This window comes from Streptomyces sp. NPDC057950, from assembly GCF_042887295.1.
Lineage (GTDB): Bacteria > Actinomycetota > Actinomycetes > Streptomycetales > Streptomycetaceae > Streptomyces > Streptomyces kaempferi.
On record NZ_JBHVPP010000006.1, the window covers coordinates 242701 to 266686 of the forward strand.

At 71.4% G+C, this 23986-nt stretch carries 18 protein-coding genes and 1 pseudogene; 15 read left to right on the plus strand and 4 right to left on the minus strand.

The genetic code is table 11. The annotated features are described in order from the left end of the window. The first annotated feature begins 80 nt into the window (after positions 1–80). From ACFVTC_RS13415 to ACFVTC_RS13430, 4 genes are all read left to right on the plus strand, one after another. Positions 81–1601 (plus strand): DUF4331 domain-containing protein, encoded by a 1521-nt coding sequence (locus ACFVTC_RS13415; protein ID WP_390126707.1) that lies wholly within the window; start codon positions 81–83, stop codon positions 1599–1601. A 117-nt stretch (positions 1602–1718) separates the two neighbouring features. After that, positions 1719–3491, plus strand: a complete 1773-nt coding sequence (locus ACFVTC_RS13420; protein ID WP_390126708.1) for a tetratricopeptide repeat protein — start codon at positions 1719–1721, stop codon at positions 3489–3491. After that, positions 3488–5293 (plus strand): sulfite exporter TauE/SafE family protein, encoded by a 1806-nt coding sequence (locus ACFVTC_RS13425; protein WP_390126709.1) that lies wholly within the window; start codon positions 3488–3490, stop codon positions 5291–5293. Before ACFVTC_RS13420 ends, ACFVTC_RS13425 begins: the two co-directional genes overlap by 4 nt. A gap of 57 nt (positions 5294–5350) precedes the next feature. Then, positions 5351–7003, plus strand: a complete 1653-nt coding sequence (locus tag ACFVTC_RS13430) for a serine/threonine-protein kinase (protein ID WP_390126710.1) — start codon at positions 5351–5353, stop codon at positions 7001–7003. 10 nt (positions 7004–7013) lie between these two features. Here the strand turns inward: ACFVTC_RS13430 and ACFVTC_RS13435 are convergent, their stop codons facing one another. After that, complete coding sequence (locus tag ACFVTC_RS13435) at positions 7014–7820, minus strand: SGNH/GDSL hydrolase family protein (RefSeq protein ID WP_390126711.1); 807 nt, start codon at positions 7818–7820, stop codon at positions 7014–7016. Positions 7821–8243: 423 nt separating this feature from the next. Here ACFVTC_RS13435 and ACFVTC_RS13440 point away from each other — a divergent pair, with 423 nt between their 5' ends. The 6 genes from ACFVTC_RS13440 to ACFVTC_RS13465 all read left to right on the plus strand — a co-directional run bounded on the left by ACFVTC_RS13440 (position 8244) and on the right by ACFVTC_RS13465 (position 16616). After that, positions 8244–8588, plus strand: a complete 345-nt coding sequence (locus tag ACFVTC_RS13440; protein ID WP_390126712.1) for a hypothetical protein — start codon at positions 8244–8246, stop codon at positions 8586–8588. A gap of 1 nt (position 8589) precedes the next feature. Next, a complete protein-coding gene (locus ACFVTC_RS13445) occupies positions 8590–9684 on the plus strand; it encodes a GNAT family N-acetyltransferase (protein ID WP_390126713.1) in 1095 nt (364 codons plus the stop codon). 373 nt (positions 9685–10057) lie between these two features. Further along, positions 10058–10876 (plus strand): glycosyltransferase family 2 protein, encoded by an 819-nt coding sequence (locus ACFVTC_RS13450; RefSeq protein WP_168527363.1) that lies wholly within the window; start codon positions 10058–10060, stop codon positions 10874–10876. Beyond that, positions 10873–11877, plus strand: a complete 1005-nt coding sequence (locus tag ACFVTC_RS13455; RefSeq protein ID WP_390126714.1) for a glycosyltransferase — start codon at positions 10873–10875, stop codon at positions 11875–11877. Before ACFVTC_RS13450 ends, ACFVTC_RS13455 begins: the two co-directional genes overlap by 4 nt. A gap of 76 nt (positions 11878–11953) precedes the next feature. Next, positions 11954–12754, plus strand: a complete 801-nt coding sequence (locus tag ACFVTC_RS13460) for a polysaccharide deacetylase family protein (protein WP_390126715.1) — start codon at positions 11954–11956, stop codon at positions 12752–12754. Beyond that, positions 12747–16616, plus strand: a complete 3870-nt coding sequence (locus ACFVTC_RS13465; RefSeq protein ID WP_390126716.1) for a lipopolysaccharide biosynthesis protein — start codon at positions 12747–12749, stop codon at positions 16614–16616. The genes ACFVTC_RS13460 and ACFVTC_RS13465 overlap by 8 nt, the downstream gene beginning before the upstream one ends. Positions 16617–16640: 24 nt before the next feature. On the opposite strand, the gene ACFVTC_RS13470 is transcribed toward ACFVTC_RS13465, so the two are convergent. Next, positions 16641–18062, minus strand: a complete 1422-nt coding sequence (locus tag ACFVTC_RS13470) for a xylan 1,4-beta-xylosidase (RefSeq protein WP_390126717.1) — start codon at positions 18060–18062, stop codon at positions 16641–16643. 216 nt (positions 18063–18278) lie between these two features. On the opposite strand from ACFVTC_RS13470, the gene ACFVTC_RS13475 reads away from it, so the two are divergent. After that, complete coding sequence (locus ACFVTC_RS13475; RefSeq protein ID WP_390126719.1) at positions 18279–19373, plus strand: DUF5925 domain-containing protein; 1095 nt, start codon at positions 18279–18281, stop codon at positions 19371–19373. A gap of 285 nt (positions 19374–19658) precedes the next feature. Here ACFVTC_RS13475 and ACFVTC_RS13480 read toward each other — a convergent pair whose 3' ends face one another. Then, entirely contained in the window at positions 19659–20033 is a 375-nt protein-coding gene (locus ACFVTC_RS13480; RefSeq protein ID WP_168527367.1) for a GntR family transcriptional regulator, read from the minus strand. A gap of 103 nt (positions 20034–20136) precedes the next feature. On the opposite strand from ACFVTC_RS13480, the gene ACFVTC_RS13485 reads away from it, so the two are divergent. The 3 genes and pseudogenes from ACFVTC_RS13485 (at position 20137) to ACFVTC_RS13495 (ending at position 21991) form a co-directional block, all read left to right on the plus strand. Further along, the gene (locus ACFVTC_RS13485) at positions 20137–21066 is read left to right on the plus strand and encodes a GNAT family N-acetyltransferase (RefSeq protein ID WP_390126720.1); all 930 of its coding nucleotides are present in this window, start codon (positions 20137–20139) and stop codon (positions 21064–21066) included. Continuing rightward, a pseudogene (locus ACFVTC_RS13490) lies at positions 21047–21541 on the plus strand (DUF402 domain-containing protein); the annotation flags it as partial. The gene ACFVTC_RS13485 and the pseudogene ACFVTC_RS13490, both read left to right, overlap by 20 nt. Before the next feature lie 315 nt (positions 21542–21856). Beyond that, positions 21857–21991, plus strand: coding sequence for a hypothetical protein (locus ACFVTC_RS13495; RefSeq protein ID WP_282189840.1), 135 nt, complete (start codon positions 21857–21859; stop codon positions 21989–21991). 34 nt (positions 21992–22025) lie between these two features. Here the strand turns inward: ACFVTC_RS13495 and ACFVTC_RS13500 are convergent, their stop codons facing one another. Beyond that, the gene (locus ACFVTC_RS13500) at positions 22026–22496 is read right to left on the minus strand and encodes a GNAT family N-acetyltransferase (RefSeq protein ID WP_390126722.1); all 471 of its coding nucleotides are present in this window, start codon (positions 22494–22496) and stop codon (positions 22026–22028) included. A gap of 323 nt (positions 22497–22819) precedes the next feature. Here ACFVTC_RS13500 and ACFVTC_RS13505 point away from each other — a divergent pair, with 323 nt between their 5' ends. Further along, entirely contained in the window at positions 22820–23920 is a 1101-nt protein-coding gene (locus ACFVTC_RS13505; protein WP_390126723.1) for a lytic polysaccharide monooxygenase, read from the plus strand. The last annotated feature ends 66 nt before the right edge of the window (positions 23921–23986 follow it).

Sequence of the window (23986 nt, forward strand, 5' to 3'; positions counted from 1 at the left end):
CGTTTGGGATTCGACCAATCCACCGCGGCGACCGCTCCGAATGGCGTGCGTCAGGCAATTGGGATCTGAGGACGGACGGCATGACACCTATCTCCAGGAGTGGCGTGGGACGCAGGAGTCTCGTGACTCTCATCTGTGGTGCGCTGGCCGCCGGTGGGCTCGCGGCCGCCGGCGTGACCGTGCTGGAACCGGGGGCGGCCTCCGCCTCCAGCCACCGGGAGGCCCCGCTGATCTCGGGGACGCCCCAGTACGACAACACCGACGTGTACGCCTTCGTGAGTCCGGACAAGCCGGACACGACGACGCTCATCGCGAACTTCATCCCCTTCGAGGAACCGGCCGGCGGACCGAACTTCTACACGTTCGCCGACGACGCCCAGTACGACATCCACATCGACAACAACGGTGACGCCCAGGGCGAGTTGATCTACCGGTACACCTTCAAGACGCACCGGAAGAACGGGAACACCTTCCTCTACAACACGGGTCCGGTCAGCAGCCTGGACGACCCCGACCTGAACATCACGCAGACGTACGACATCGATCTGCTGCGGCTGCACAACCAGAAGCTGGTGTCCAAGACCAAGGTCGCGGACGACATCCCGGTCGCGCCGTCGAACGTCGGCAAGGCGTCGATGCCCGACTACACCAAACTGCGCAACCAGGCGGTGTACAAGCTCGCCGGTGACTCGACCACGTTCGCCGGCCAGGCGGACGACCCGTTCTTCCTGGATCTGCGGGTCTTCGACCTGCTGTACGGCGGCAACCTCTCCGAGGTCGGGCGGGACACCCTCAAGGGCTACAACGTCAACTCGATAGCCCTGCAGGTGCCCAACGACATGATCCGGGAGTCCGCCGGACAGCCGATCGTCGGCATCTGGTCCACGGTCCAGCGCGCGGACGCCCACGGCGACTGGACGCAGGTCTCGCGACTGGGCAGCCCGCTGGTCAACGAGGTCGTCAACCCCCAGAAGGACAAGGACAAGTTCAACGCGTCCGCGCCGTGGGGCGACGCCCAGTTCCTGAAGAACGTGACCAACCCCGAGCTGCCCAAGCTCATCGAGGGGATCTACAAGATCAAGGCGCCGGCCGAGCCGCGCAACGATCTGGTCGACGTGTTCCTGAAGGGCGTGAAGGGACTCAACCAGCCGCCTCACGTGCGTCCTTCGGAGGAACTGCGCCTCAACACCTCCATCAAGCCGAGCATGCATCCCAAGCGGCTCGGTGTGCTCGACGGCGACAACGCGGGCTTCCCGAACGGGCGTCGGCTCTCCGACGACGTGATCGACGCGTCGCTGCGGGTCGTCGAGGGCGAACTCCTCGGCCAGAAGACCGGTCTGACCGACGCGGTCGACAAGAACGACAAGAAGTTCGAGAAGTCCTTCCCGTACCTGGCCGAGCCGACCTCGGGGTCGCGCGGTGCGCTGGCGAAGGGCACCGGCAACAACGTCCGCAACCAGCTGGGCGACGCGATCCAGTCGGGCTCGGGCGGCACGGACACCATGCTGATCGCGGGCTCCGCGGCGGCGGGTGTGGCCGGAGTCCTGCTGATCGGCGCGGGCGTGATGTGGTGGCGCCGGCGCATGTACCGGGCCTACTGACCGGCCCGGTCCACCGACTGGCGCGGCCCGTTTCCCCCCATCCCCCACGGCGCGGGCCGCGCCGCTCCCTCCCCCCCACCTGCAAAACGATCGTTCCCCGGACCTTGAGGAGTGGGCATGTCCCCGCGTACGAACGAGAGCGCGCCGGACGGCGACCACGGCGAGCGGTCGGTCGCCGCGCCGGAGCCCGATCCGGCTCCGCCGATCCGCGCGGCGACGGACTCGCCCGGTCGGTCCGCGGCGCGGGCGCGGGTCGCCGCCGCCGGCCGGACGACACCCGCGCAGGCCCCCTCCACGTCCGGGGACACGACCGTCCCCGCCGCCACCGAGGGGACGGTGGACGAGGACAACCAGAAGGAAGGCGCGGAGAACGACAAGGACGCGGCCGGCGAGGAGCACACGGCCGAGGCCGCGGGAGGCGGCGGGCCCGGCACGGCGAGCGGCGAGCCCGACACGGGTGACAAGCGGGCCGGCGCGGGTGGCGAACAGGCGTCCGCGAGTGGTGAACAGGCCGGCGCGGGTGACGAACGCGTCGCCGCCGTCCGGCGGGTGTCCGCCTCGGCGCGCCGCTGGCGGGCCGTGCAACTCGTCGCCTGCGCTGCATCGTTGGCCGTCGCGCTCACCGCCGGGGCCGTGGTCGTCGGGGCCGTCAGGAGCGGCTCGGGCGCCACCGTCGCCGCCGCGCCGAGCGGCGTCTCCCCGCAGCTCCTCGCCAGTGGCGACCTGGACACGAGCATCACCGCGCTGCAGGCCCACCTCCGGGCCCAGCCCAAGGACTTCGGCGGCTGGGCGACGCTGGGACTGGCGTACGTGGAGCAGGCCCGCACCAAGGGCGACCCCTCCCGCTACCCCCAGGCGCAGCAGGCACTGGACCGCTCCCTGAAGCTGCGCCCCGGCAATGAGCCGGCGCTCACGGGACGGGCCGCCCTCGCCGCGGCACGACACGACTTCACCGGCGCCCTGACCCACGCGGACACGGTGCTCAAGGAGAACCCGTACAGCGAGCGCGCCCTCTCCTCCCGTATCGACGCGCTCGTCGAACTCGGCCGCTACACCGAGGCGTCGAAGGCCGCCGACCTGGCCGACGCGCGCCGCCCGGGGGTCCCCGTCTTCACGCGGTACGCCTATGTGCACGAGCTGCGCGGCGACGTGAAGACAGCCCGCCGGGTCCTCGAACAGGCGCTCGGCACGGCGACCAGTCGGGGCGACATCTCGTACGTGGCCAGTGCGCTCGGTCAACTCGCCTGGAACCAGGGTCAGTACACGGACGCCCTCACGTACTACGCGCGGGCACTGGCCGCCGACGACACCTACCTCCCGGCGCTGGAGGGCCGCGCCCGCGCCCAGGCCGCCCGGGGCGACGAAGCGGCGGCGATCAAGGGCATGGAACAGGTGGTGCAGCGCTATCCGCTGCCCCAGCCCCTGGTGGAACTGGGCGAGTTGTACGAGGCACGGGGCAATCCGGGCGACACGCGGAAGGCCCACGACCAGTACGCGCTGGTGGACGCGTGGATCGCGCTCGCCCACTCCTACGGCGTCGACGCCGACCTCGACACCGCTCTCGCCGCCGCCGACCACGGTGACCGCAGGGCGGCGCTGAAGGCGGCCCGCGACGAATGGGCCCGCCGCCACACCGTGCACACGGCGGACGCGCTCGCCTGGGCCCTGCACGTCAACGGCCGTGACGCGGAAGCCCTTCCGTACGCCCGCAGGGCCACGGCCACCGGCTACCGCAACGCGTCCTTCCTCTACCACCGCGGCATGATCGAGCGCGCGACGGGTCACGGGAAGGAGGCCCGCGCCTCGCTGAAGGCGGCCCTCGACCTGAACGCGGGCTTCTCCCGCCTGGGCGCCCGCGCGGCCCGCAAGGCTCTGGAGGACGACAAGTGACGCCACGTCGACTGTTCGCCTCGTGCGCGGCCGTGCTCACCGCCGCCTGCGCCCTCGTTCTGGTGCCGGGCGGGGCCGCGAGCGCGCATCCACTGGGCAACTTCACCGTCAACCGCTACGACGGACTCGTCGCCGCCCCCGGGCAGTTGCGCGTCGACCACGTCGAGGACCTCGCCGAGATCCCGGCCACCCAGGCGAAGCCCGACATCGAGAAGCTCGGTTTGGCGGACTGGGCCCGGCAGCGCTGCGAGACGGCGGCGCACGGCAGCAGGGCCAGTGTCGACGGGCGGACGGTCCCGCTCGCCGTCGCCGCGAGCCGGGCGAGGCCGCGGCCGGGCCAGGCCGGACTCGACACCCTGCGCGTCGAGTGCCGGCTGACGGCCGCGCTCCCCGAGGCGGCCACGGTGTCACTGGGCTTCCGCGGCGCCGGGACCGACCGGGGACCGGGCTGGCGCGAGATCACCGCGCGCGGCGACCGGATGACGCTCACCGCGTCGGACGTACCGAGGAAGTCGGTGTCCCGGGAGCTGACCAGCTACCCCAAGGCGCTGCTCTCCTCCCCCGCCGACACCTCGACCGCCACCCTGCGGATCCGCCCCGGCGGCCCCGCTCTGGCCGAGGAGGGACCGGCCGCGCCCGGTGCCTCCGTCCTCCCGCGCGGCGCCGACCGCTGGACCCGGGCCCTGGACAACCTGGTCGCCCGGCACGACCTCACCCTCGGCTTCGCCTCGCTGGCGCTGCTCGTCTCGGTCGGTCTGGGCGCGATGCACGCGCTCGCGCCGGGGCACGGCAAGACCTTGATGGCCGCGACGGCGGCGGCCCGGGGCGGCCGGGCTGGCCTGCGCGACGTGCTGCCGCTGGCCGCCTCGGTCACGGTCACCCACACCCTGGGTGTCGTCGCGCTCGGCCTCCTGGTGACGGCCGGCTCCGCCGCCGCGCCTTCCGTGATCGCGTGGCTGGGTGTCGCGAGCGGCCTCCTGGTGACGTGCGCCGGTGTCACGCTCGTACGGCGCGCATGGCGCAACAGGGCACCTGGACACGGTCTCCCGCCGGGGCCGCGCCCGGACCGCGCACACGACCACGACCATGGCGGCGACCACCACCACGACCACAGCCATGAACACGGTCACGGCCCCGCCCATGACCACGACCACGGCCACGACCACCGTCACAGCCCCGCGCACGACCACGCCGACCACCCTCACGAGCACCCCGAGCGGCACGAGCGCCCGCTGGTCCTCGCGCACGCCCACGCGTCCGCCGTCGCGACGGTCCAGGACGGCGCGCACCACCCCCACAGTGCGCCGCGCGAGCACCAGCACCACCCCGATCAGCACCCTCACGACAGGCACAACAGGCACGACAGGCACGACAGGCACGACCACCCGCACGGCCGCGCCGTCCCCTCGACCCTCGAACACACCCACGGCGGCTTCACCCACACCCACGCCGTGGCCCCGACGATCCGGGGCACGATCCTGCTCGGCTTCGCCGGGGGGCTCGTGCCCAGTCCGTCCGCCGTCGTCGTCCTGGTGGGCGCCGCGGCACTGGGCCAGGCGTGGTTCGGCCTGCTCCTCGTGCTCGCGTACGGCGTCGGGCTGGCCCTGACACTCACCGCGGCCGGGTTCGCCGTCGTCAAGCTCGGCAGTGGCGTCAACCGGGCGCTGGCGAAGCGCCCGCGGTGGGCCGCGGGACCGGTCGCGGCTCTGATCCGCAGGACCGCGCCGCTGGGTTCGGCGTTCGTCGTCGTGGCTCTGGGGGCCGGATTGGTGTTCAAGGGGGCGGCATCCGCACTCGGTTGAGCTACTTTTGTGGAGAAATCACGCGGATGCGCGACGGATACGAATGGGGGGACACCCGTGTCCGAAGAGCCGGTCGGTGAACGTCTGATCGCGAACCGCTATCGCCTTCTCTCTCCTCTGGGTCAGGGCGGTATGGGGACCGTGTGGCGCGCCCGGGACGAGGTGCTCCACCGCGAGGTCGCGGTCAAGGAGGTCCGCGCGCCCGCCGGGCTCATGGGCCCCGAGGTCGAACGGATGTACGCGCGCCTGGAGCGCGAGGCCTGGGCCGCGGCCCGGGTGCCGAACCGCAACGTGGTCACGGTGTACGACGTCGCGACGCAGGACGGTCGTCCCTGGATCGTCATGGAACTCGTCCGCGGGATCTCCCTCTCCGACCTCCTGGACGCCGAGGGGCCGCTCTCCCCGCAGCGCGCCGCGCACATCGGGGCCGAAGTGCTCTCCGCGCTGCGGGCCGCGCACGAGGCGGGGGTCCTGCACCGCGACGTGAAGCCGGCGAACGTCCTGTTGTCGAACGACGACCGGGTGGTGCTCACGGACTTCGGTATCGCGACGGTCGAGGGCAGTTCGGCGCTGACCATGACGGGCGAGGTCATCGGCTCGCCCGAGTTCCTCGCCCCGGAGCGGGCGCTCGGCCGTACGCCGGGGCCGGAGTCGGACCTGTGGTCGCTCGGCGTGCTGCTGTACGCGGCGGTCGAGGGCAACTCGCCGTTCCGGTACGACACCCCCCTGAACACGCTGCGCGCCATCGTCGACGAGCCGCTGCCACCGCCCCGCCTGGCGGGACCGTTGACCCCTGTGATCGAGGGGCTGCTGAGGAAGGACCCGGCCGAGCGGACGAGCGCCGCGCAGGCGGAGAGCGACCTGCGGATCATCGGCGCGGGCGGCTCCCCGGCCGCGGGCCCCTCGTCCGCGAGCCTGCGGACCCCGACGGTCTCCGCCTTCCCGCTGCCCGCGCAGGGTCCGCCGCGCTCGGAACACGGCACGCCGTATCCGCAGGGTCCGACACAGGGCTATCCGTCGTTCCCGCCCCTGAGCGACACCCCGGCCCCGACGGAGCCCGTCCGCGACCGCCGGGCGGCCGCCGCCGTGATCGCGGGGGTGGCGGTGCTCGTCCTCGCCCTGGGTGGACTGATGTACGCCCTGATGAACCACGACGGCGGCGGGGACGGCACCACCAGCTCCAGCGGCAAGGGCACCGGTGGCAGCACCGACAAGGTGACGGGCGGAGGCGGTTCACCATCGGGAAGCAGCGCGAGCGGTGACCCGGCGTCCGGTGGCGCCTCACCGGCCACCACCTCGCCCGGCGGGGACCGGACGAGTACGCCGCCCGCGCAGTCGGTGCGGGTGACGGTGGTGGGCGCGCACACCGACTACTCCGGGACCTGTCCGCCGCCGCAGGCCCAGGCGCCCGTCTTCACCGCGACGTTCACGGTGGGCCGGGTGCCGGCGCGGGTCGAGTACCGCTGGGTGACGGAGAGCGGCCAGGTTTCCGACCCGGGCTGGAAGACCCTGTCGTTCTCGGCGGGTGACGACAGGACCGCGCGGAGGTCGGTCGTCGTCACGACGTACGACGAGAGCGGGACCTACCGCAACGCGATCGGGGTGGAGGTCCGCAGCCCGGTGCACACCACATCGGACTCGGTGCCGTTCTCGGTCACGTGCGTGACGGAGACCCCGTCGGACGGGGCCTCCGCTTCCGCCACGCCGTAGGGCAGGCCGGTCAGGCCACGCCGGTGAAGACCGGCAGATAGCCACCGGAGTGGCCGGCCGCGGTCGGGTGGTACGACTCGGTGATGTTGAACAGGTTGAGACTGTGCAGCCAGGCACTGCCGGAGCAGAGCTCATGGCCGGTGAAGGTGGTCCTGACGTCGCCGAAGGTGAAGCCGTGGTCGGCGGCGCGCTTGGCGATGGCACTGTCCAGGTAGTCGGCGGCGCCGTTGATCGCGGCACGCTTGGTGTCGGAGAGGCCGAGGCAGGTCGCGCCCAGCTTGTAGAACCGGGGGTAGCCGAGCACCACCACGTGTGCGGCGGGTGCCTTGGCGCTGATCGTGGAGTAGACGGTGTCGAGTTGACCGGGGAGCGTCGAGTCGACGTACGCCTTGGCGGTGGCGATCCGGGACAGACAGCCGCTGTCGGAATTGAGTACGCAGGTGGTCATGACGTCGGCGAAGCCGGCGTCGTTGCCGCCGATACTGATCGAGACCAGGCCGGTGGAGGAGTTGAGCGGGCCGAGCTGGTTCGCGAGGACATCACCCGTTCGAGCGCCCGAACAGGCCGTGAAGGCGAACGACGAGGGTGAATGAGCGGCGGCCCACAGGTAGGGGTACGACTTCGTGCTGCGCAGGCAGTCGCCGCTGGAGCTGATGTAGCTGTCGGCGCCCACCCCCGAGGAGTAGGAGTCACCGAGGGCCACATAACCGGTGGCGGCCACGGTGGGGGACGCCTGCGCCACCGCTGCCCCGGTGAGGGCACCGCCGACGGCGAGGAGGAGTGAGGCCACGTATGCCGTAATTCGGGAACGTCTCATGGAACCTCCCTTTAGCAGGATCTCTGCCACAACTTTGGTAGCAGCTACGCGTGTTGACAGGAAGTGTCCATGCCAAAGAATTCCGCGACGGCCGGGACCGTGGCACCGCGCTCACCGGCGACATCGTGGTTGCACGTTCATGTCCGCAACCAACTCAAGGGGCGTCGAACGCAGTTCGTCCGGGCCGCACGGCGGCTTCGCGAATCGCGCGCGGAACAAGGCCGCCGCAGGTTTGAAGTCGCCCAAGAAGCCCGTGCCGGTGCCCACCGCATCTTGACGGCCGCCAGCCGCCTGCGCGACATTGAAGCCCGGCATCCGGCGCTTCGGGGGGCAAAGTCGCCAATGCAGACCATAGGCATCAAGTCACCTTCACCAGACAGTGGCGAGCGGTCGGGACAGGATCCGGGAAAGGACCTGGTCCCCTTGCTCGCGGGCGTGGCGGTGGCCGTCGCGGGAGTCGGGGCGGTGCTCGCGCTCGCCGACGTGGACTCCTCGCTGCGCGGACCGTTCACGCTGTTCTTCCTGCTTGCCGCGCCCGGAGCCGCCGTCGGAGCCGCGCTGCGCGGGCTGGATCCGTTCGCCCGCACGGTGGTGTCCGTCGCGGGAGCGATCGCCGTCGATCTCCTCGTCGCCCAGGGCATGCTGGCGGTGCACCGCTGGTCGGTCCCCGGCGGGATCGTGGCCGTGACCGCGATCAGCTCTCTCGTTCTCCTGCTGGTACTGGTACGGCGGCTGCGCGGCCGTACCACGAGAAGACGGACCTCCTGAAGTGGACATACGCGTGTACCGCCCCGGCGAGCTGAGCACCGCCGACCGGGCGGCCTGGACGGCTTTGCAGTCGAAGGCCCATCTGAACGGCTCGCCGGAGCTCGCGAATCCGTTCCTGTCCCCCGAGTTCACTCTCGCGGTGGGACGCTGCCGACGAGGCGTGCGGATCGCGGTGGCCCGCGAGGACGGCGAACCCACGGCGTTCTTCCCGTTCCAGAGATCCACCACCGGCGTGGGACGGGCCGTCGGCCTCGGCGTCTCCGACTGCCAGGGACTCGTGCACCGCCCGGGGTTCGCCTGGGACGCCCAGGACCTGCTGCGGGAGTGCGGGCTCGCCGTATGGGAGTTCGACCATCTGGTGGAGGGCCAGCCGCCGTTCGAGGCGGGCGCCTCCGGCACCTTCCCGTCACCGGTCATGGACGTCGACCAGGGCTACGAAACGTATCTGCGCCAACTGCGCGCCCAGTCGCCGAAGTTCACCCGCACCACACTCGCCAAGGAGCGCAGGCTCGGCCGGGACGCCGGCGAGGTGCGCTACGTCCACGACGAGCGCGACCCCGCCGCCCTGCGCACCCTGATGGACTGGAAGTCCGCGCAGTACCGCAGAACCGGGCGCAGCGACCGCTTCGCGCACGCCTGGATCAACCATCTGGTGCTGCAGCTCTTCCACACCCGCTCGGAGTCGTTCGCGGGCATCCTGTCCGTGCTGTACGCCGACGGTAAACCGGTCGCCGCGCACTTCGGCCTGCGTACCGAGCGGGTCCTCGCCTGCTGGTTCCCGGCCTACGATCCGGCGTTCGCGAAGTACTCGCCGGGGCTGATCATGCATTTGCGGATGGCCGAGTCGGCGGCGGCCGACGGAATTGCCTATCTGGATCTAGGGCGGGGCCAGAAGGAATACAAGGACTCCCTGAAGACGCGGGAACTCTCCGTGTCCGAGGGGTGGGTGACCCGGCGTCATCCGGTCGCGGTCGGACACAGGGCGCGACGCGCTCCGGTCCGGGCGCTGCGCAACATGGTGCTGTCGCGGCCGGAGCTCTTCGAGCCCGCCGACAGGATTCTCAAGCGGATGGGGAAAATCCGTTCGAGTCGTTAGGTAACGGCCAAACCAACAAAAACGTGGGAGCAGGTTCCAGGCCTTGCCATAGAGACACAATCGTCAATATCGTCATACATCTCACCCGCATCGGACCGTCATGCGTATGCGATCTAGGGGAGGGCTCAAGATCGCGCAGAGGGTCGGACGCGGGGCGCGGTAGGGGGGTGCCGTGCTCGGTGGCCACATTCGTGCCGAGCCGTGCCGCGCGGTCGGCTTCCGATTTTCCGAGGGCCGGCCAGCTTTGCCAGCTCACCCGGCATGCACGGAGATCCATTTCGGCGTGCCGTAAGTGAGAACCCCCCTTTCGAACCGGAAAAAGAGCCGGACCGCCCAGGGGCGGGCGGTCCACCGGACGAGAGGGACCAGACTCATGAGCTCAGTCCTGCGCCCAGCCATTTCGGGCGATGATCCGTTAGCGGTCGGCAAATACCGGCCGATCTCCTCTCACCTGGCCATTGCGCCACCGGTGAGTGTGGTGATTCCCGCCATGAATGAGGCGGAGAATCTCCCCTACGTCTTCAAGACACTTCCCGGCTGGATCCACGAAGTGGTTCTTGTGGACGGCAATTCCACCGACGACACCGTCCGGGTGGCCCGCGAACTGTGGCCCGACGTCAAGGTCGTCGAGCAGCGCGGCAAGGGCAAGGGCGACGCGCTGATCACCGGGTTCGAGGCGTGCACCGGCGACATCATCGTGATGGTCGACGCGGACGGCTCGGCCGACGGACACGAGATCGTGTCCTATGTGTCCGCGCTGGTGTCCGGGGCGGACTTCGCCAAGGGCTCACGGTTCGCCAACGGCGGCGGCACGTCCGACATGACGCCCGTCCGCAAGCTCGGCAACAGGGTGCTGTGCGCGGTAGTCAACGCCAAGTTCGGCGCCCGCTACACCGATCTCTGCTACGGCTACAACGCGTTCTGGCGGCACTGCCTGGACGAGATCGACCTCGACTGCACCGGCTTCGAGGTCGAGACCCTGATGAACATCCGGGTGGTCAAGGCGGGTCTCAAGGTGCAGGAGATCCCCAGCCACGAGTACCTCCGTATCCACGGCGCGAGCAACCTGCGCGCGGTCCGGGACGGGTTGCGGGTCCTCAAGGTCATCCTCAAGGAGCGCTCCAACCGGCGCGCGCTGCGGCGCCGGCCGCACGCGTCCCAGCTGGACTCGGGCCAGGGAGAGGTGTCTTGAGCAGTCCCGACATCTCCGTGGTGGTCTGCGCCTACACCGAGGACCGCTGGGAGGACATCCTCGCGGCGGTCTCCTCGGTGCGGGCGCAGTCGCTGCCCGCCCTGGAGACACTCCTCGTCGTGGACCACAATCCCACGCTGCTGGAGCGGCTCGGCAGGGAGTACAAGGAGACCGACGCGGTGCGGGTGCTGGCCAACGCGGGCCCGCGCGGTCTGTCCGCGGGCCGCAACACCGGGATCGCCGCCGCGCACGGCGGGATCATCGCGTTCCTCGACGACGACGCCGTGGCCGAGCGGGACTGGCTGCGGCACTTCGCCGCGGGGTACGCGGACCCGCGGGTCATGGCCGTCGGCGGCCGCACGATGCCGATCTGGGCGTCGGGCCGCCGTCCGGCCTGGTTCCCCGAGGAATTCGACTGGGTGGTGGGCTGCACGTACAAGGGCCTGCCGCAGGGCAGGGTCAAAGTCCGCAACGTCCTCGGCGGAAACGCTTCTTTCCGCCGTACCGCGTTCGACGCGGCGGGCGGCTTCGCGACCGGCATCGGACGCGACGGCGACAAACGTCCGCTGGGCTGCGAGGAGACGGAACTGTGCATCCGTCTCACCCGCGCCAGGCCGGACGCGATCCTGCTCATCGACGACCGCGCGGTGATCCACCACCGGGTGCCGCGGGCGCGTGAGCACTTCGCGTACTTCCGCACCCGCACCTACGCGGAGGGCCTGTCCAAGGCACTGGTGGCCCGCAGCGTCGGCGCCGCGAAGGGACTGGAGTCCGAGCGCCGGTACACCACCCGCGTCCTGCCCGCCGGAGTCGTGCGCGGCGTGCGCGACGCGGTACTGGCCCGACCGGGCGGCGCGGGCCGCGCGGGCGCCATCGTCGCCGGGGTGCTCACCGCGGCCGGCGGGTACGTACTCGGCAGTCTCCGGGCCCGCAGGGGTGGGGCGGTGTTCTCGGTGGTGGAGATCGGCGACGGTCCGGGGCGTGAGGGGGCGGCGGCATGAGAACAGGACCCGTGTCCGGCACGAGGCACCACGACGGAACGAGACACGCGCGCGCCCGCGCGGAAGGCGGCGCCCCGTGAGCGACTCCCCCGTCCCCATCCTCATGTACCACTCGATCGCCGCCGCGCCCAACGACGCGACGCGCGCCCTTTCCGTCGCGCCCGAGGCGTTCGCCGAGCAGATGGCGCTGCTCGGGGACCGGGGATTCACCCCGGTCGGCACGGCGGAGCTGGCGGCGGGATGGCGCTTCGGCTCCGCTCTGCCCGCCCGGCCCGTCCTGATCACCTTCGACGACGGATACGAGGGCGTGCACCGGCACGCCCTGCCCGTGCTCGCCAAGCACGGCTTCGCCTCCACACTGTTCGTCTCGACGGGCTGGCTGCGCGGGGCGTACGACACCGGCGGCGGCCTCGACACGATGCTCAGCTGGGACCAGGTGCGCGAACTCGCCGCCGAGCAGGTCGAGATCGGCGGGCACAGCCACACGCACCCGCAGCTGGACCAGATCGACGACGACGCGCTCCGGTTCGAGGTGCGGCGCTGCCGGGAGATCGTCGCCGACGAACTGGGCACCCCGCCCCGCTCGTTCGCGTACCCCTACGGCTACTCGAGCCGCCGGGTGCGCCGCGCGGTTCGGGAGGCGGGCTTCGCCCAGTCCCTCGCCGTCGGCAACGCCCTGGCGCGCCGACGGCAGGGCCCGTACGCCCTGGAACGTGTCACCGTGCGCCGCAGCACCGGTGTCGAGGAGTTCGAGCGGCTCGTCGAGGGTCGTGCGATCGCTCGCAATTTCGCCCGGGACCGTGCCCTGACCAAGGGGTACGCCATGGTCCGAAGAGCACGACAGGTCCGCCGGAAGGCCATCCGTTCCCGTGTCTGACACGACGACCACAGCACAGGCTTCCTCGCCCACGACCGAAACGTCCGAACAGCGGTCGGGGCGCCGGTTCCGCCTGCCCGGCCGGGGCCGCAAGGGCGACAGCGGAGGCAACCAGCTGTTCCGCAACGCCTACGCCCTGATGCTCAACACCGGTATCTCCGCGGTGCTCGGGCTCGGCTACTGGCTGATCGCCGCCCGCTACTACTCCGACTCGGCGGTCGGCCAGGGGTCCGCCGCCATCGCCGCGATGAAGCTCCTCGCGGGGGTGACCGCGGTGACGCTGACAGGTGCCCTGGCCCGCTTCATACCCGTCGCGGGGCGCGCCACCGGGCGCCTCATCCTCCGCACCTACGCGGGCAGTTCGGTGGTCGTGGCGGTGGCCGCCGTCGTCTTCCTGCTCACCCTGAACCTGTGGGGTCCCTCGTACCACTTCCTGCACGGACCGCTCAACGGCCTCGGGTTCATCCTCGCGGTCGTCGCCTGGTCGCTGCTGACGCTGCAGGACGGGGTACTGACCGGGCTGCGCAGCGCGCTGTGGGTGCCGGTGGGCAACACCGTGTTCTCCGCGGTCAAGCTGGTCCTGCTCATCGGCCTCGCCGCCGCGATCCCCACCAGCGGTGTCTTCGTCTCCTGGGTCGCCGCGATCGCCCTGTCGGTCGTGCCGCTCGGACTGCTGGTCTTCCGGCGCCTGGTGCCCCGGCACGTCAAGGCGACCGAGGACCGCGCCAAGCCGCCCTCCCTCAGGGAGATCGGCCGCTTCCTCGCGGGCGACTACACCGGCTCGCTGTTCTCGCTCGCCGTGGTCTACCTCGTCCCGGTGATCGTCGCCTCTCAGGTCAGCTCCGCCGACAACGCGTACTTCTACATCACCACGACGATAGGCGGCACGGTCAACCTGCTCGCCATCAACATGGGTGCCTCGCTGACCGTCGAGGGTTCGCACGACCCGGCGCGGCTCGCCGCGAACACCCGGGCCGCCATCAGGCGGATGGCCAGGATCATGCTGCCGGTGTGCGGACTGCTGTTCCTCGGCGCGCCGTTCATCCTGCACGTCTTCGGTGAGGGTTACGCGCACGCGGCGACGCCGCTGCTGCGCTGGTTCGCGGTCGGCGCGCTGCTGCGGGTCGTCATGGAGACCTACTTCGCGGTGCTGCGCGCGCAGAGCCGCACCTCCGGACTCGCCTATCTGCAGGGCCTGCTGTGCGTCCTCGTGCTCGGCCTGACGGTCGTCCTGCTGCCCCGGATGGGACTGACGGGCGCCGGCGTCGCGGAGATCTCCAGCCTCGCGGTCATCGTGTCGATCGCGGCGCCCCGGCTCTTCAAGATCGTGCGGCACGCGCCGCCCGCCGAACTGCCGCAGGGCGCGGCGCCGGACGGAGACCTCGCCGACCTCGGCGCGCGCGACGTGCCCGCGGCCGAGCCGAGCGAGCCGAAGCGGCCCGCCTGGGCCCTCGACTCCGACACCCTCGCCCTCGGCATCCACGTCGACTTCGACCACCAGGAGCGCCGCCCGGACGTACGGCCGGGGCCGGGTGCTCCGCCCAGCGGGACACCCACGGCGCGCCCCGACCACCGTCCGACCTGGGCGCTGCGTCCGCAGCACCTGCCGACGCCGGCCCTGGGACTGCCGGTCGAGTCGCGCGAGCCGGGCTCGGAGGCGTCCCTGGGTCCGTTGGAAGCCCCGGAGGTGGACGCTCCCTTCGAAACGCCCACCCTCGAACAGGCGTCCTCCTTCGCAACGGACGGCACGGACGGCGTCATCTCGGGGGCGGGGGGAACCGCGCGCCCGGCCCCGGACGGCCCGCGGCCACCGGAAGAGACCGCACCACCCCTCCGTGACCGCCTGCGGCACCCCTCCAAACCCGGCGTGCTCCTCGGCCTCCTCCTGGTCTCCGCGCTGTTTCTCTACTGGGTCCCGGCGCTGAGCCTCGACGACGCCTCCCTCGACGCGATGGGCGGCCTCGGCCTCGTCTCCGTCCTGCCGCTGCCCACCCTCGTGGGCGCCGCCCTGCTGATCGCGGTCTTCGCCTCGCTGCTCTGGACGAAGAGCGAGCACAAGGGACTGCTGCTCGTCACCCTGCTCGCCACCGTGGTCTCGCTGCACGCGCTGCCCGCGGTGATCGAGACCGAACCGCGGTTCGCGACGGCCTGGCAGCACCTCGGGTTCCTCGACTACATCGACCGGACCGGGTCGGCCGTGCCGGACCTCGACGCGCGCTGGAGCTGGCCCGGCTTCTTCGCGGCGGCCGCGTTCGTCGCCAGGGCCTGCGGTGTCGGCGACCTCACCGAGGTGATCCGCTGGTGGCCGCTGACCATGCAGGTCCTGTACCTGGCACCGATGTTCCTGCTCGTGCGCTCACTGCGGGCGAGCTGGCGCGCCAAGTGGACCGGCATCTGGGTCTTCGTGCTGAGCGGCTGGGTCGGCCAGGACTACTTCTCCCCGCAGGGCTTCACCTATCTGCTCTACCTCGCCTTCGTCGCGATCCTCCTGGTGTGGTTCCGGGCACCGCGCGTGCTGTGGACGAAGGCACGGCCGGGCGAGGCGGAGGTCGAGCCGACCGACCGGCGTCAGCGGGCCGTGCTGCTCATGGTGCTGATCGGCCTGTTCGCGGCGAGCGTCCCCGCCCACCAGCTCACCCCGTTCGTGATGCTGGGCGTCCTCGCGGTCCTCGTCCTCGTCGGCCGCTCCGAACTGCGCGGCCTGCCCATCCTGTTCGCGGTGCTGGTCTCCGTCTGGATCGGCTTCATGGCCGAGCCCTACTGGTCCGGGCACTTCAACGAACTGTTCGGCGGGGTCGGCGGGGTCGGCAGCAACGTGTCGACGTCCGTATCCGGCCGTATCCAGGGCGGCAGTTCGACCCACAAGCTCGTCCTCTACGCGCGCGTGCTGCTGGCCGGCGGCGTGATGGCCTTCGCCTGCTGGGGCTGGTGGCGGCGGCGTGACCACAAGTACCGCGAGCGGTCACTGCTCGTCCTGACCTTCGTGCCCTTCCTCGGCTTCGGCATGCAGTCCTACGGCGGTGAAATGGCGCTGCGGGTCTTCATGTTCGCCCTTCCGGGCGCGGCGCTGCTCGCCGGGCTCGCCCTGTTCCCGCGCACCGGCGTCACCGCGAAGGAGCGGGAGAAGGACCGGGCGAGTCTCGCCCCGCTCGCCGCCCTCATGACGGGTCTGCTCCTGATGGGCGGCTTCCTGGTCGCCCGCTGGGGCAACGAGTCGTTCGAGCGGATCCGGCCTGGCGAGGTCGCGGCCATGAAGTACGTGTACGCGCACGACGACCCGACCGTCCGGCTGCTGTGGCTGAGCAATGACACCGTGAACAACGTGACGCCCGCGATGCCGTGGGGCACGAAGGACATGGAGAAGGTGCAGTACGTGCCCACGCTGGCGCCGACCGACCCGGTCCTGGTGTCGGGTCTGGTCAAGTCCCTCAAGGACGCGGGCCCGAACTCGTACCTCATGATCAACCGCAGTCAGGTCGTCTACCTCCAGATGGACGTCGGCTACTCGGCGACCTGGCCCACACGGCTCGTCCACAGCCTCGACGACCGGCAGGACCTCAGGAAGGTCCTCGTCAACGGCGACGCGACGGTGTACGCGCTGCGCGAGCGGCCCGCGGGGGACGTCCCGAAGGCCGAACCCGGGCCGATCGGCCCGCAGATCACCTGGACGCCGTGGTCGGTCGTCGGCGCCCTGGCGGCCGTGGCGCTCGTCGTGATGCTGACCGCGCGGGAGATCATCCGGGTGGCGGTGCGGCCGAGCGTGCGACAGCTGCGGTGGCTGCAGAGCAGCTTCTGGTTCTCGCTGCCGCTGCTGGCGGTGCTGCTGGCCTCGCTGGTGCAGCGGTTCCTGACCATGAAATAGCCGGACCGTGGGGGGTGGAGCGGCTCACCGGGTGAGCCACTTCACCCCGTACGCCCCCAGGGTGAACCTCCGGCCGTCGACCTGCGCGCTGATCGGCCGGTTCTGGGTGTTCACCACGAGTACGGCCTTGTCGGTGGCGAGGACGCGCACGTTGGGCACGTCGTCGGCGGCGACGGACACCGTCTCGTACCTGGCCCCCGGTCCGAACGCCGCGCCGAAGCGGGAGACCAGGTCGAACATGGGCAGGGCCGCGCCCCCCTCGGCGCCGTCGGTCGGCGTCCACAGGCAGCCCGCGCAGCCGGAGCCCTTCTCCTCCTCCGGGTTCCAGTAGAAACCCGAGGTGGCACCGCCTCGGGCCATCGCGATCATCCCGGCGGCCTGCACGGCGACACGGTGGGTCTCGGACCAGCCCTTGCGGTCGTCGTTGCCGTCGGCCGGCTCGACGTAGTACTCGGCCCACCACAGCGGCAGGCCGCGGGTCCGCGCCCGCACCCACTCGCTGACGGCCGTGAGCTTGTCGGTGGCCCCGAACTCGTCGGGCAGCAGGTCGTCGTCCTTGGTGTAACTGGAGCCGTCGACGACGACGAAGTCGGCGCCCGCCTTGTGCTTGTTCCAGTAGTCGAACGCGTCGAGGACACGTTGGTCCATGGCGCCCCAGGCGCCCTTCACGGTCGTGGACGCGTTCTCCTTCTGGCGCGGGTCGAAGCTGTCCATGACGAGATAGGGGCCGCCGACCATGATGTCCTTGTCGACCTTCTTCAGCGCCTTGTACACCAGGTTGTAGAGCTGCGTGTAGCCCTCGTAGTCCCAGCGGGCCTCGGCGTTGTTCCAGAAGCCCTTGAACTCGTTCCAGACGATGAAGTGACGTACGTCCGGGTAGCGCTTGGCGACGGTCGCGGCGAGCTCGGCGAAGTCCTCGTAGTGGGCGCGGTCCGGCGCGGTCTCCAGGGACGCCTGGCTCCAGTCCGTGTGGTTCGCGCCGGGCCTGCCGCCCTTCATCCAGTCCGGCGAGCAGCACAGGGTGACGACCGGGGTGCCGCCGGACTTGCGGACGAAGTCGATGCGGCGGTCCATCTCGGTGAAGTCGTAGCGGCCCTTGGAGGGCTCGGGATTGCCGGCGCCCCAGCCCATGATGTGCTGGTTCTGCGGCAGCGACCGCTTCTCCAGCAGTCCCTCGGCGCGTTCGGTCGCCGCGTCGCTGCCCTCGTCGGCGCTGAACTGGGTGTGGGTGAAGCCCCAGCCCACCGCCGGCCGCGGCGTCCCGGGCGGGGTGACCGGTGTGCCGTGCACCTTGTCCCCGTCACGGGTCGTCCCCGCGGTGCTCGCGCCGCCCCCGGGCAAGGTGTTGAGCAGGGTGACCACCAGGGCCAGAGCGGCCACTCCCACGCCGAGCAGCGCGGTCAGCCGCCACCGCTGTGCCCCCGAATTCCACCCATGACGTCCCATCATGGGCAACAGTAACGGCGCGGATCGGCCGCCGGACAGAGCTTGTGTAAGCACAGGATTGCCACATTTTCCGGGGGCGGGGGCTCGCGTGGCCCCGCGGCGGGCACCCGGCCGTGCGGCCGGAAGGCGGCTGAACTGGGGCGCGTCCAGGGGAACACCGGCAACAGGCTGCGGAAATCCCGTGCGCGGGTCCCCTTGGTGACGGATCATGGCGGCATGTCTGGCAACCCACACGACGCACTGCCGATCCGGCTCAACGTCGATGACAGCGACTCTCCGTCGGATGTCGTCGACGCGCTGTTCCTCGGCCGCTTCGCGACGGGCGAGCAGCCTCACTCGCACGCGGCGAACATCGACCGGGTACGGTCCGGGGCGACCCTGCTGCCACCGGGTGCCCGTGTGCTGCGCTCGGCCCGCGACGACGACCGCAGCGCGACGCTGGCGGAGGGGGACGGCTGGACCCTCCTGGTGTCCCGCTGGAACCGGGGCGCGGACATCACGGTCACCGCGACCAGCGCCGAACTGGCCGAGAAGGTCCTCGACCAGGCGACGGACGGCGCGGCGGACGAACCCGAACCCCAGCCCGAGAACGTGACGATGGGCTTCTGGTACGTGTCCCCGCGCCGCGGCCCGCACCGCACCACGCGGCAGATCTCCGCGGGCACGTGGGAGGAGGTCCGGCCGAACTACACCGGCCCGGTCGCCGACGCGATGGACGGCCTGATGAAGACGACCCCGGAGGACATCGCGGGCCGGCTCCTGCTGCTGCACGGCCCGCCCGGCACCGGCAAGACGTCCGCGCTGCGGACCCTGGCCCGCTCCTGGCGGGACTGGTGCCAGGTGGACTGCGTCCTGGACCCCGAGCGGCTCTTCTCCGACGTCGGCTATCTGATGGACATCGCGATCGGCGAGGAGGACGGCACGGGCAAGGGCCGGTGGCGGCTGCTCCTGCTGGAGGACTGCGACGAACTGATCCGCGGGGAGGCTAAGCACACCGCGGGCCAGGCCCTCTCGCGCCTGCTCAACCTCACGGACGGCCTCCTCGGCCAGGGCCGCAACGTCCTGGTGGGGGTGACCACGAACGAGGACCTCGAGCGCCTGCACCCCGCCGTGGTCCGCCCCGGCCGCTGCCTCGCCCGGATCGAGGTCGGCCCGCTGACCCGCTCCGAGGCCGTCGGCTGGCTCGGCACGGAGGAGGGCATCTCACGCGAGGGCGCCACACTGGCGGAGCTGTACGCACTCCGCCGGGGCACCACCCCCACATCGGTCCCCGACCCACGCGACGGCGCGGACGCGGGGTTGTATCTGTAGACCTTCACGCGCCGCGCGTCCGGGTGCTGGGGTGCGCCGGGGGCACTCGGCGCACCCGGGGCGTCCTTGGCTCGGGGCGTCGACAGCAGCCGGGACGTCGGCTTCGAGATCCCCGGGGCTTCGGGGCGCGGCCCGTGGCTGTGGCCGCCCGCACTGCCCCGCCAGGTCCGGCACGGCGGAGGGTTTCCCCCGTACGGACCTACCCGGACGGTCCGGCGACGCCGGGAGGCGCCGTGCCGCCCCCTGGGTCGTGTTGCGAGGCGGACGGGACTTCCGCAACACGCCCTAGACCCCGCCTCCGTAGGCCGCCCGCAGGGCATCCCGTACGGCGTCGAGCGCGGCGGACTCGGTCAGCGCGAGGCGGCGCACGCGCTCGGCGTAGGCCTGAGCGGCCGTCGCGGCCTCGCGCTCGGCCGCCGAACCGGCCGCGGCCACGAACGTTCCGTTGCGGCCCCGCGTCTCGATCACCCCGTCCGACTCCAGTGCCCGGTACGCCTTGGCGACCGTGTTCGCGGCGAGGCCGAGTTCCTCGGCCAGCCCCCGTACCGTGGGCAGCTTGTAGCCGACCGGGAGTACCCCGGAACGGACCTGCCCGGAGATCTGGGCGCGCACCTGCTCGTAGGGCGCGGTCCCCTCATCGATGTGGATCTTCAGCGTCACGCGGCGATTGTCCCGTACCCGCGGGGTGATGAGAGGTACCGGAGCGGAGGCGGCCGAAAAATGAGAGGTGGCCGGACCCGCCCCGCGCGTAGCGTGCGAGTCCATGACCGTGATCGTCGACGACCTCCGCCCCGACGACCGGCGGCGGACCGAAGGCTTCGCCCGGGTCCGCAACCGGGCGCTCCCCTACATGCTGTACACCCCCGGCTCCCTCGCGTACGACGTCTCCCACGCGCACCCCGAAGCCCACTACCGCCCACTGGTCGCCGAACTGGACGGCGAGGTGGTCGGCACGGCCCAGGTCGGCATCGCGTACGACAGCCCGGAGCCCGGCCAGGGCTATCTCAATGTGTACGTCGACCCGGACCGTACCCGCAGCGGCGCGGGTTCGCTCCTGGTGCGCGCCGCCGAGCGGCACCTCGCGGCCCGGGGTGCGACCAGGCTCTTCGCCTGGGTCCTGGACGAGCCGGGCAACCGGGCGTTCGCCGAGCGGCACGGCTACCGCGCCGGCCGCTCCGCCCACTTCCTCCGGCTGGACCTGGCGGGCGCCGCCCTGCCGCCCCGTCAGGTCCCGCCGCCGGGCGTGGAACTGCGTACGGCATCGGACTTCGCCGACGACCCGCGCCCGTTGTTCGCCCTGGACGCGCAGACGTCGGCCGACGAACCCGGTGACATCCCGCACGAGTTCACGGACTACCGGGCCTGGCTGCGGGAGACCTGGCACCACCCCCTGTTCAGCGCGGAACTGACCACGGTCGCGCTCGTCGACGGCCGTCCGGCCGCCTTCAGCGCGGCCCGCACGGACGGCGGAACCCGCTACGGCACCGTGATGACGGGCACCGCCGCCGCCTTTCGCGGTCGCGGTCTCGCCAAGCTCGCCAAGAACGACTCCCTGCACCGCGCCCGTGCGGCCGGCTGCACCGAGGCGTTCACCGGCAACGACAGCGGCAACGGGCCGATGATCGCGATCAACAAGTGGTTCGGGTACGAGATCTGCGGCACGGAGGTGCGTCATGTCCGCGAACTCGGCTGACGGTCCCCGCCGTCTGGACGTCGTCCTCGTCAAGTCCGGCCGTACGAAGATCCGTTATCCGGTCGAGCTCCTCCACGACGACGGCACCCGGGTCACCGTGCGCGCGCCGTGGGCGGCCGACGGCGTCCGTGATTTCGGCTTCGTACGGTTCGAGCCGGGTGACGTCCTCACCGAGCACTACTGGCGGGACCGCTGGTACGCGGTGAAGGAGGTCCGGGACGCGCGGGGGGTGCGCAAGGGCTGGTACTGCGACATCACCCGTCCGGCCACCGTCCGTGGCGGCGAGCTGATCGTCGAGGACCTCGACCTGGACCTGTGGCGCTCCGCCGACGGCGCGGACGTACGACGCCTGGACGAGGACGAGTTCGCGGCGAGTGGCCTCGCGACCAGCGATCCGGTGGCCGCGGCCGCCGCGCTCGCCGCGCTCGACACCCTCGAGCTCCTGGCCCGCCGGGACGACTTCGAGACCCTGCTCGGCCGGGGCGTGCCCGACCACCCACGCCGCACGGACGGTGCCTCCACGTCACCACAGGTGGCATACCACGTCACGTTCGGCGAGTTCGCCACGGGAATTACCCCACGCCGCGCGTCGTTCCCTTTTCAACAGCGATCGACACCGCTCGGACCTGGATTCATGTCCCGGTAACCCGCCGTGCGGCCCAGGGTGACACCGACCACTGACAGTCAATCGTGACACCCGCCACAGACAGATCGCGACCGATGAGGAACTCTCCCCGAAAGGGTCTACCTCCGTACGACGACGGAATCGGGTAGACGCAAGGAGGCAGCCATGCGCCGTGTGACCGTGCAGAAGCCCCTGAGCAGGTCGGACTCCCGTCGTGCGCGGGACAGGGCGGACGAACGTCCGGCCGAGCGCCCCGAAGTGCGGAAGGACATCCACCGCACGTGGTGGCCGGACGAGTGAGCCGTCCCGGCACCGCGCCTCCGACCGCGGGCGGTCAGACGAGCCGCTTGCGGTAGTGGACGCGGTCGTACGGGCCGTCCACGCGACGCTCCACGACCTCGTAGCCGTACTTCGGATAGATCTCCCGGTTCTCCCACATCATCGCGTTCGTGAAGAGCCTGACCTCGGGCAGCCCGAGTTCCCGCGCGTGGGCCTCCACGAACGCCAGCAGCCGTCGCCCGACGCCCTTTCCCCGGGCGTCGGGACGGACGGCGATGCTGTCGAGGTACAGATGGTCCTCGTACGCCTCGACCACCACGAGACCGGTCACGGACTCCCCCGGGCCACCGGTGACGAACACCCGCCCCGCGGCCACGTTCGCCGCGTGGTCCGCCTCCATGGGCTGCGGCACCACGCCGATGCGCGCGATGTAGGGGTGGTACGCCGCGTCGGTCACGGCCTTCACCGCGCCCACGTCCGAAGCGACGGCGCGACGGATCCCCTGTCCGTTCGAACCATCTGTCACGGCCCGAACGCTACCCGCGTTCAGACGGTCGAAGGTGCCGGGGCGAACACGTCGCGGGCCCGGACGAGATCGTCGGGCCTCCCACGACGGACGGTCATGGACGACCACGGACGGTTCAGCGGCTCCGGCACAGGCGGGAAGGCCCACCACGACCACCCTTCCTGAGGCCCCCGTTAGCTCCGCCTTAACGCGGCCATAAGGATCTCCCGCACCCGTCTCCAGCAGGCGATCCCGCGGATTCTTGAGGCTAGTTTGCTGATCACCGCCCGCAGCGCGGGCCGATCGCGCCCGCTCAGGACCGTTTCGATCGAGGAGCTCCCCCCATGTCCGGTCGCCGCAGGTCCGCCGGCCTCGCCGCCGTCGGTGTCGCGCCACTCGCCCTGACCGCGCTCGCCGCCGCGCCCGCCTCGGCCCACGGTTCGATGGGAGACCCCGTCAGCCGGGTCTTCCAGTGCTACGCGGAGGGCCCCGAGAGTCCCCGGTCCGCCGCCTGCGAGGCGGCCGTCGCGGCGGGGGGAACCCAGGCGCTGTACGACTGGAACGGCATCCGGATCGGCGACGCGAACGGCCGGCACCAGCAGCGCGTTCCCGACGGGAAGCTGTGCAGCGCGGGCAACACCGAGTTCAAGGGCCTGGACCTGGCCCGCGCCGACTGGCCCGCGACGGCCGTGAGCGCGGGCGCGTACACCTTCAGGTACCGGGTGACCGCCCCGCACAAGGGCACCTTCGACGTCTACCTCACCAAGGACGGCTACGACCCGTCGAAGCGGCTGGCCTGGGGGGATCTGGATCTGGCGCACCCGGTGGCCACCAAGACCGACCCCGCCGCGGTGAACGGCTACTACACCTTCTCCGGCACCCTGCCGAAGCGCTCCGGCAAGCAGGTCCTCTACGCGGTCTGGCAGCGCTCGGACAGCCCGGAGGCGTTCTACTCCTGCTCCGACGTCACCTTCGGCGGAAGCGGTGGTCCGGGCAACGGCGGTTCAGGCGACGGCGGTTCAGGCAACAGCGGTACGGGCGGTAGCGGTACGGGCGGCAGTGGTTCCGCCGGTGGCGGTTCGGGGAGCGGCGGCGCGTCGAGCGCGCCCGCGCCGGCCGCCTCCGCTCCCTCCGAGGAACAGATCGCCGACGGTACCGACAAGTCGACGGTGCGGCACGACCATCACGACGCCGCGCCCACTCCGGCCGCGGGCTCCCCCGCCTCCGGCACGCCCGGCGACTCGGACACGTCCGGTGCCTCCGCCGCTTCGGCCGATCGGCCCGAGGCGGCCGGTGCCTCGGAGAACCTCGCCGAGACCGGCGCCGACCACTCCAGCACCGCCTACCTCGCGATCGGGGGCGCGAGCGCGCTGGCGCTGGGCGCGGCGGCGCTGTTCGCCTCGGTGCGCCGCCGCGCGGTGAACGGTGGCCGGCACGGCCGGTAGTACCTGCCTCTTCCCGCGGGGCGGGAAGGACTCCGGGTCCTGTCCGGCGGCTCAGGCCGGACAGGA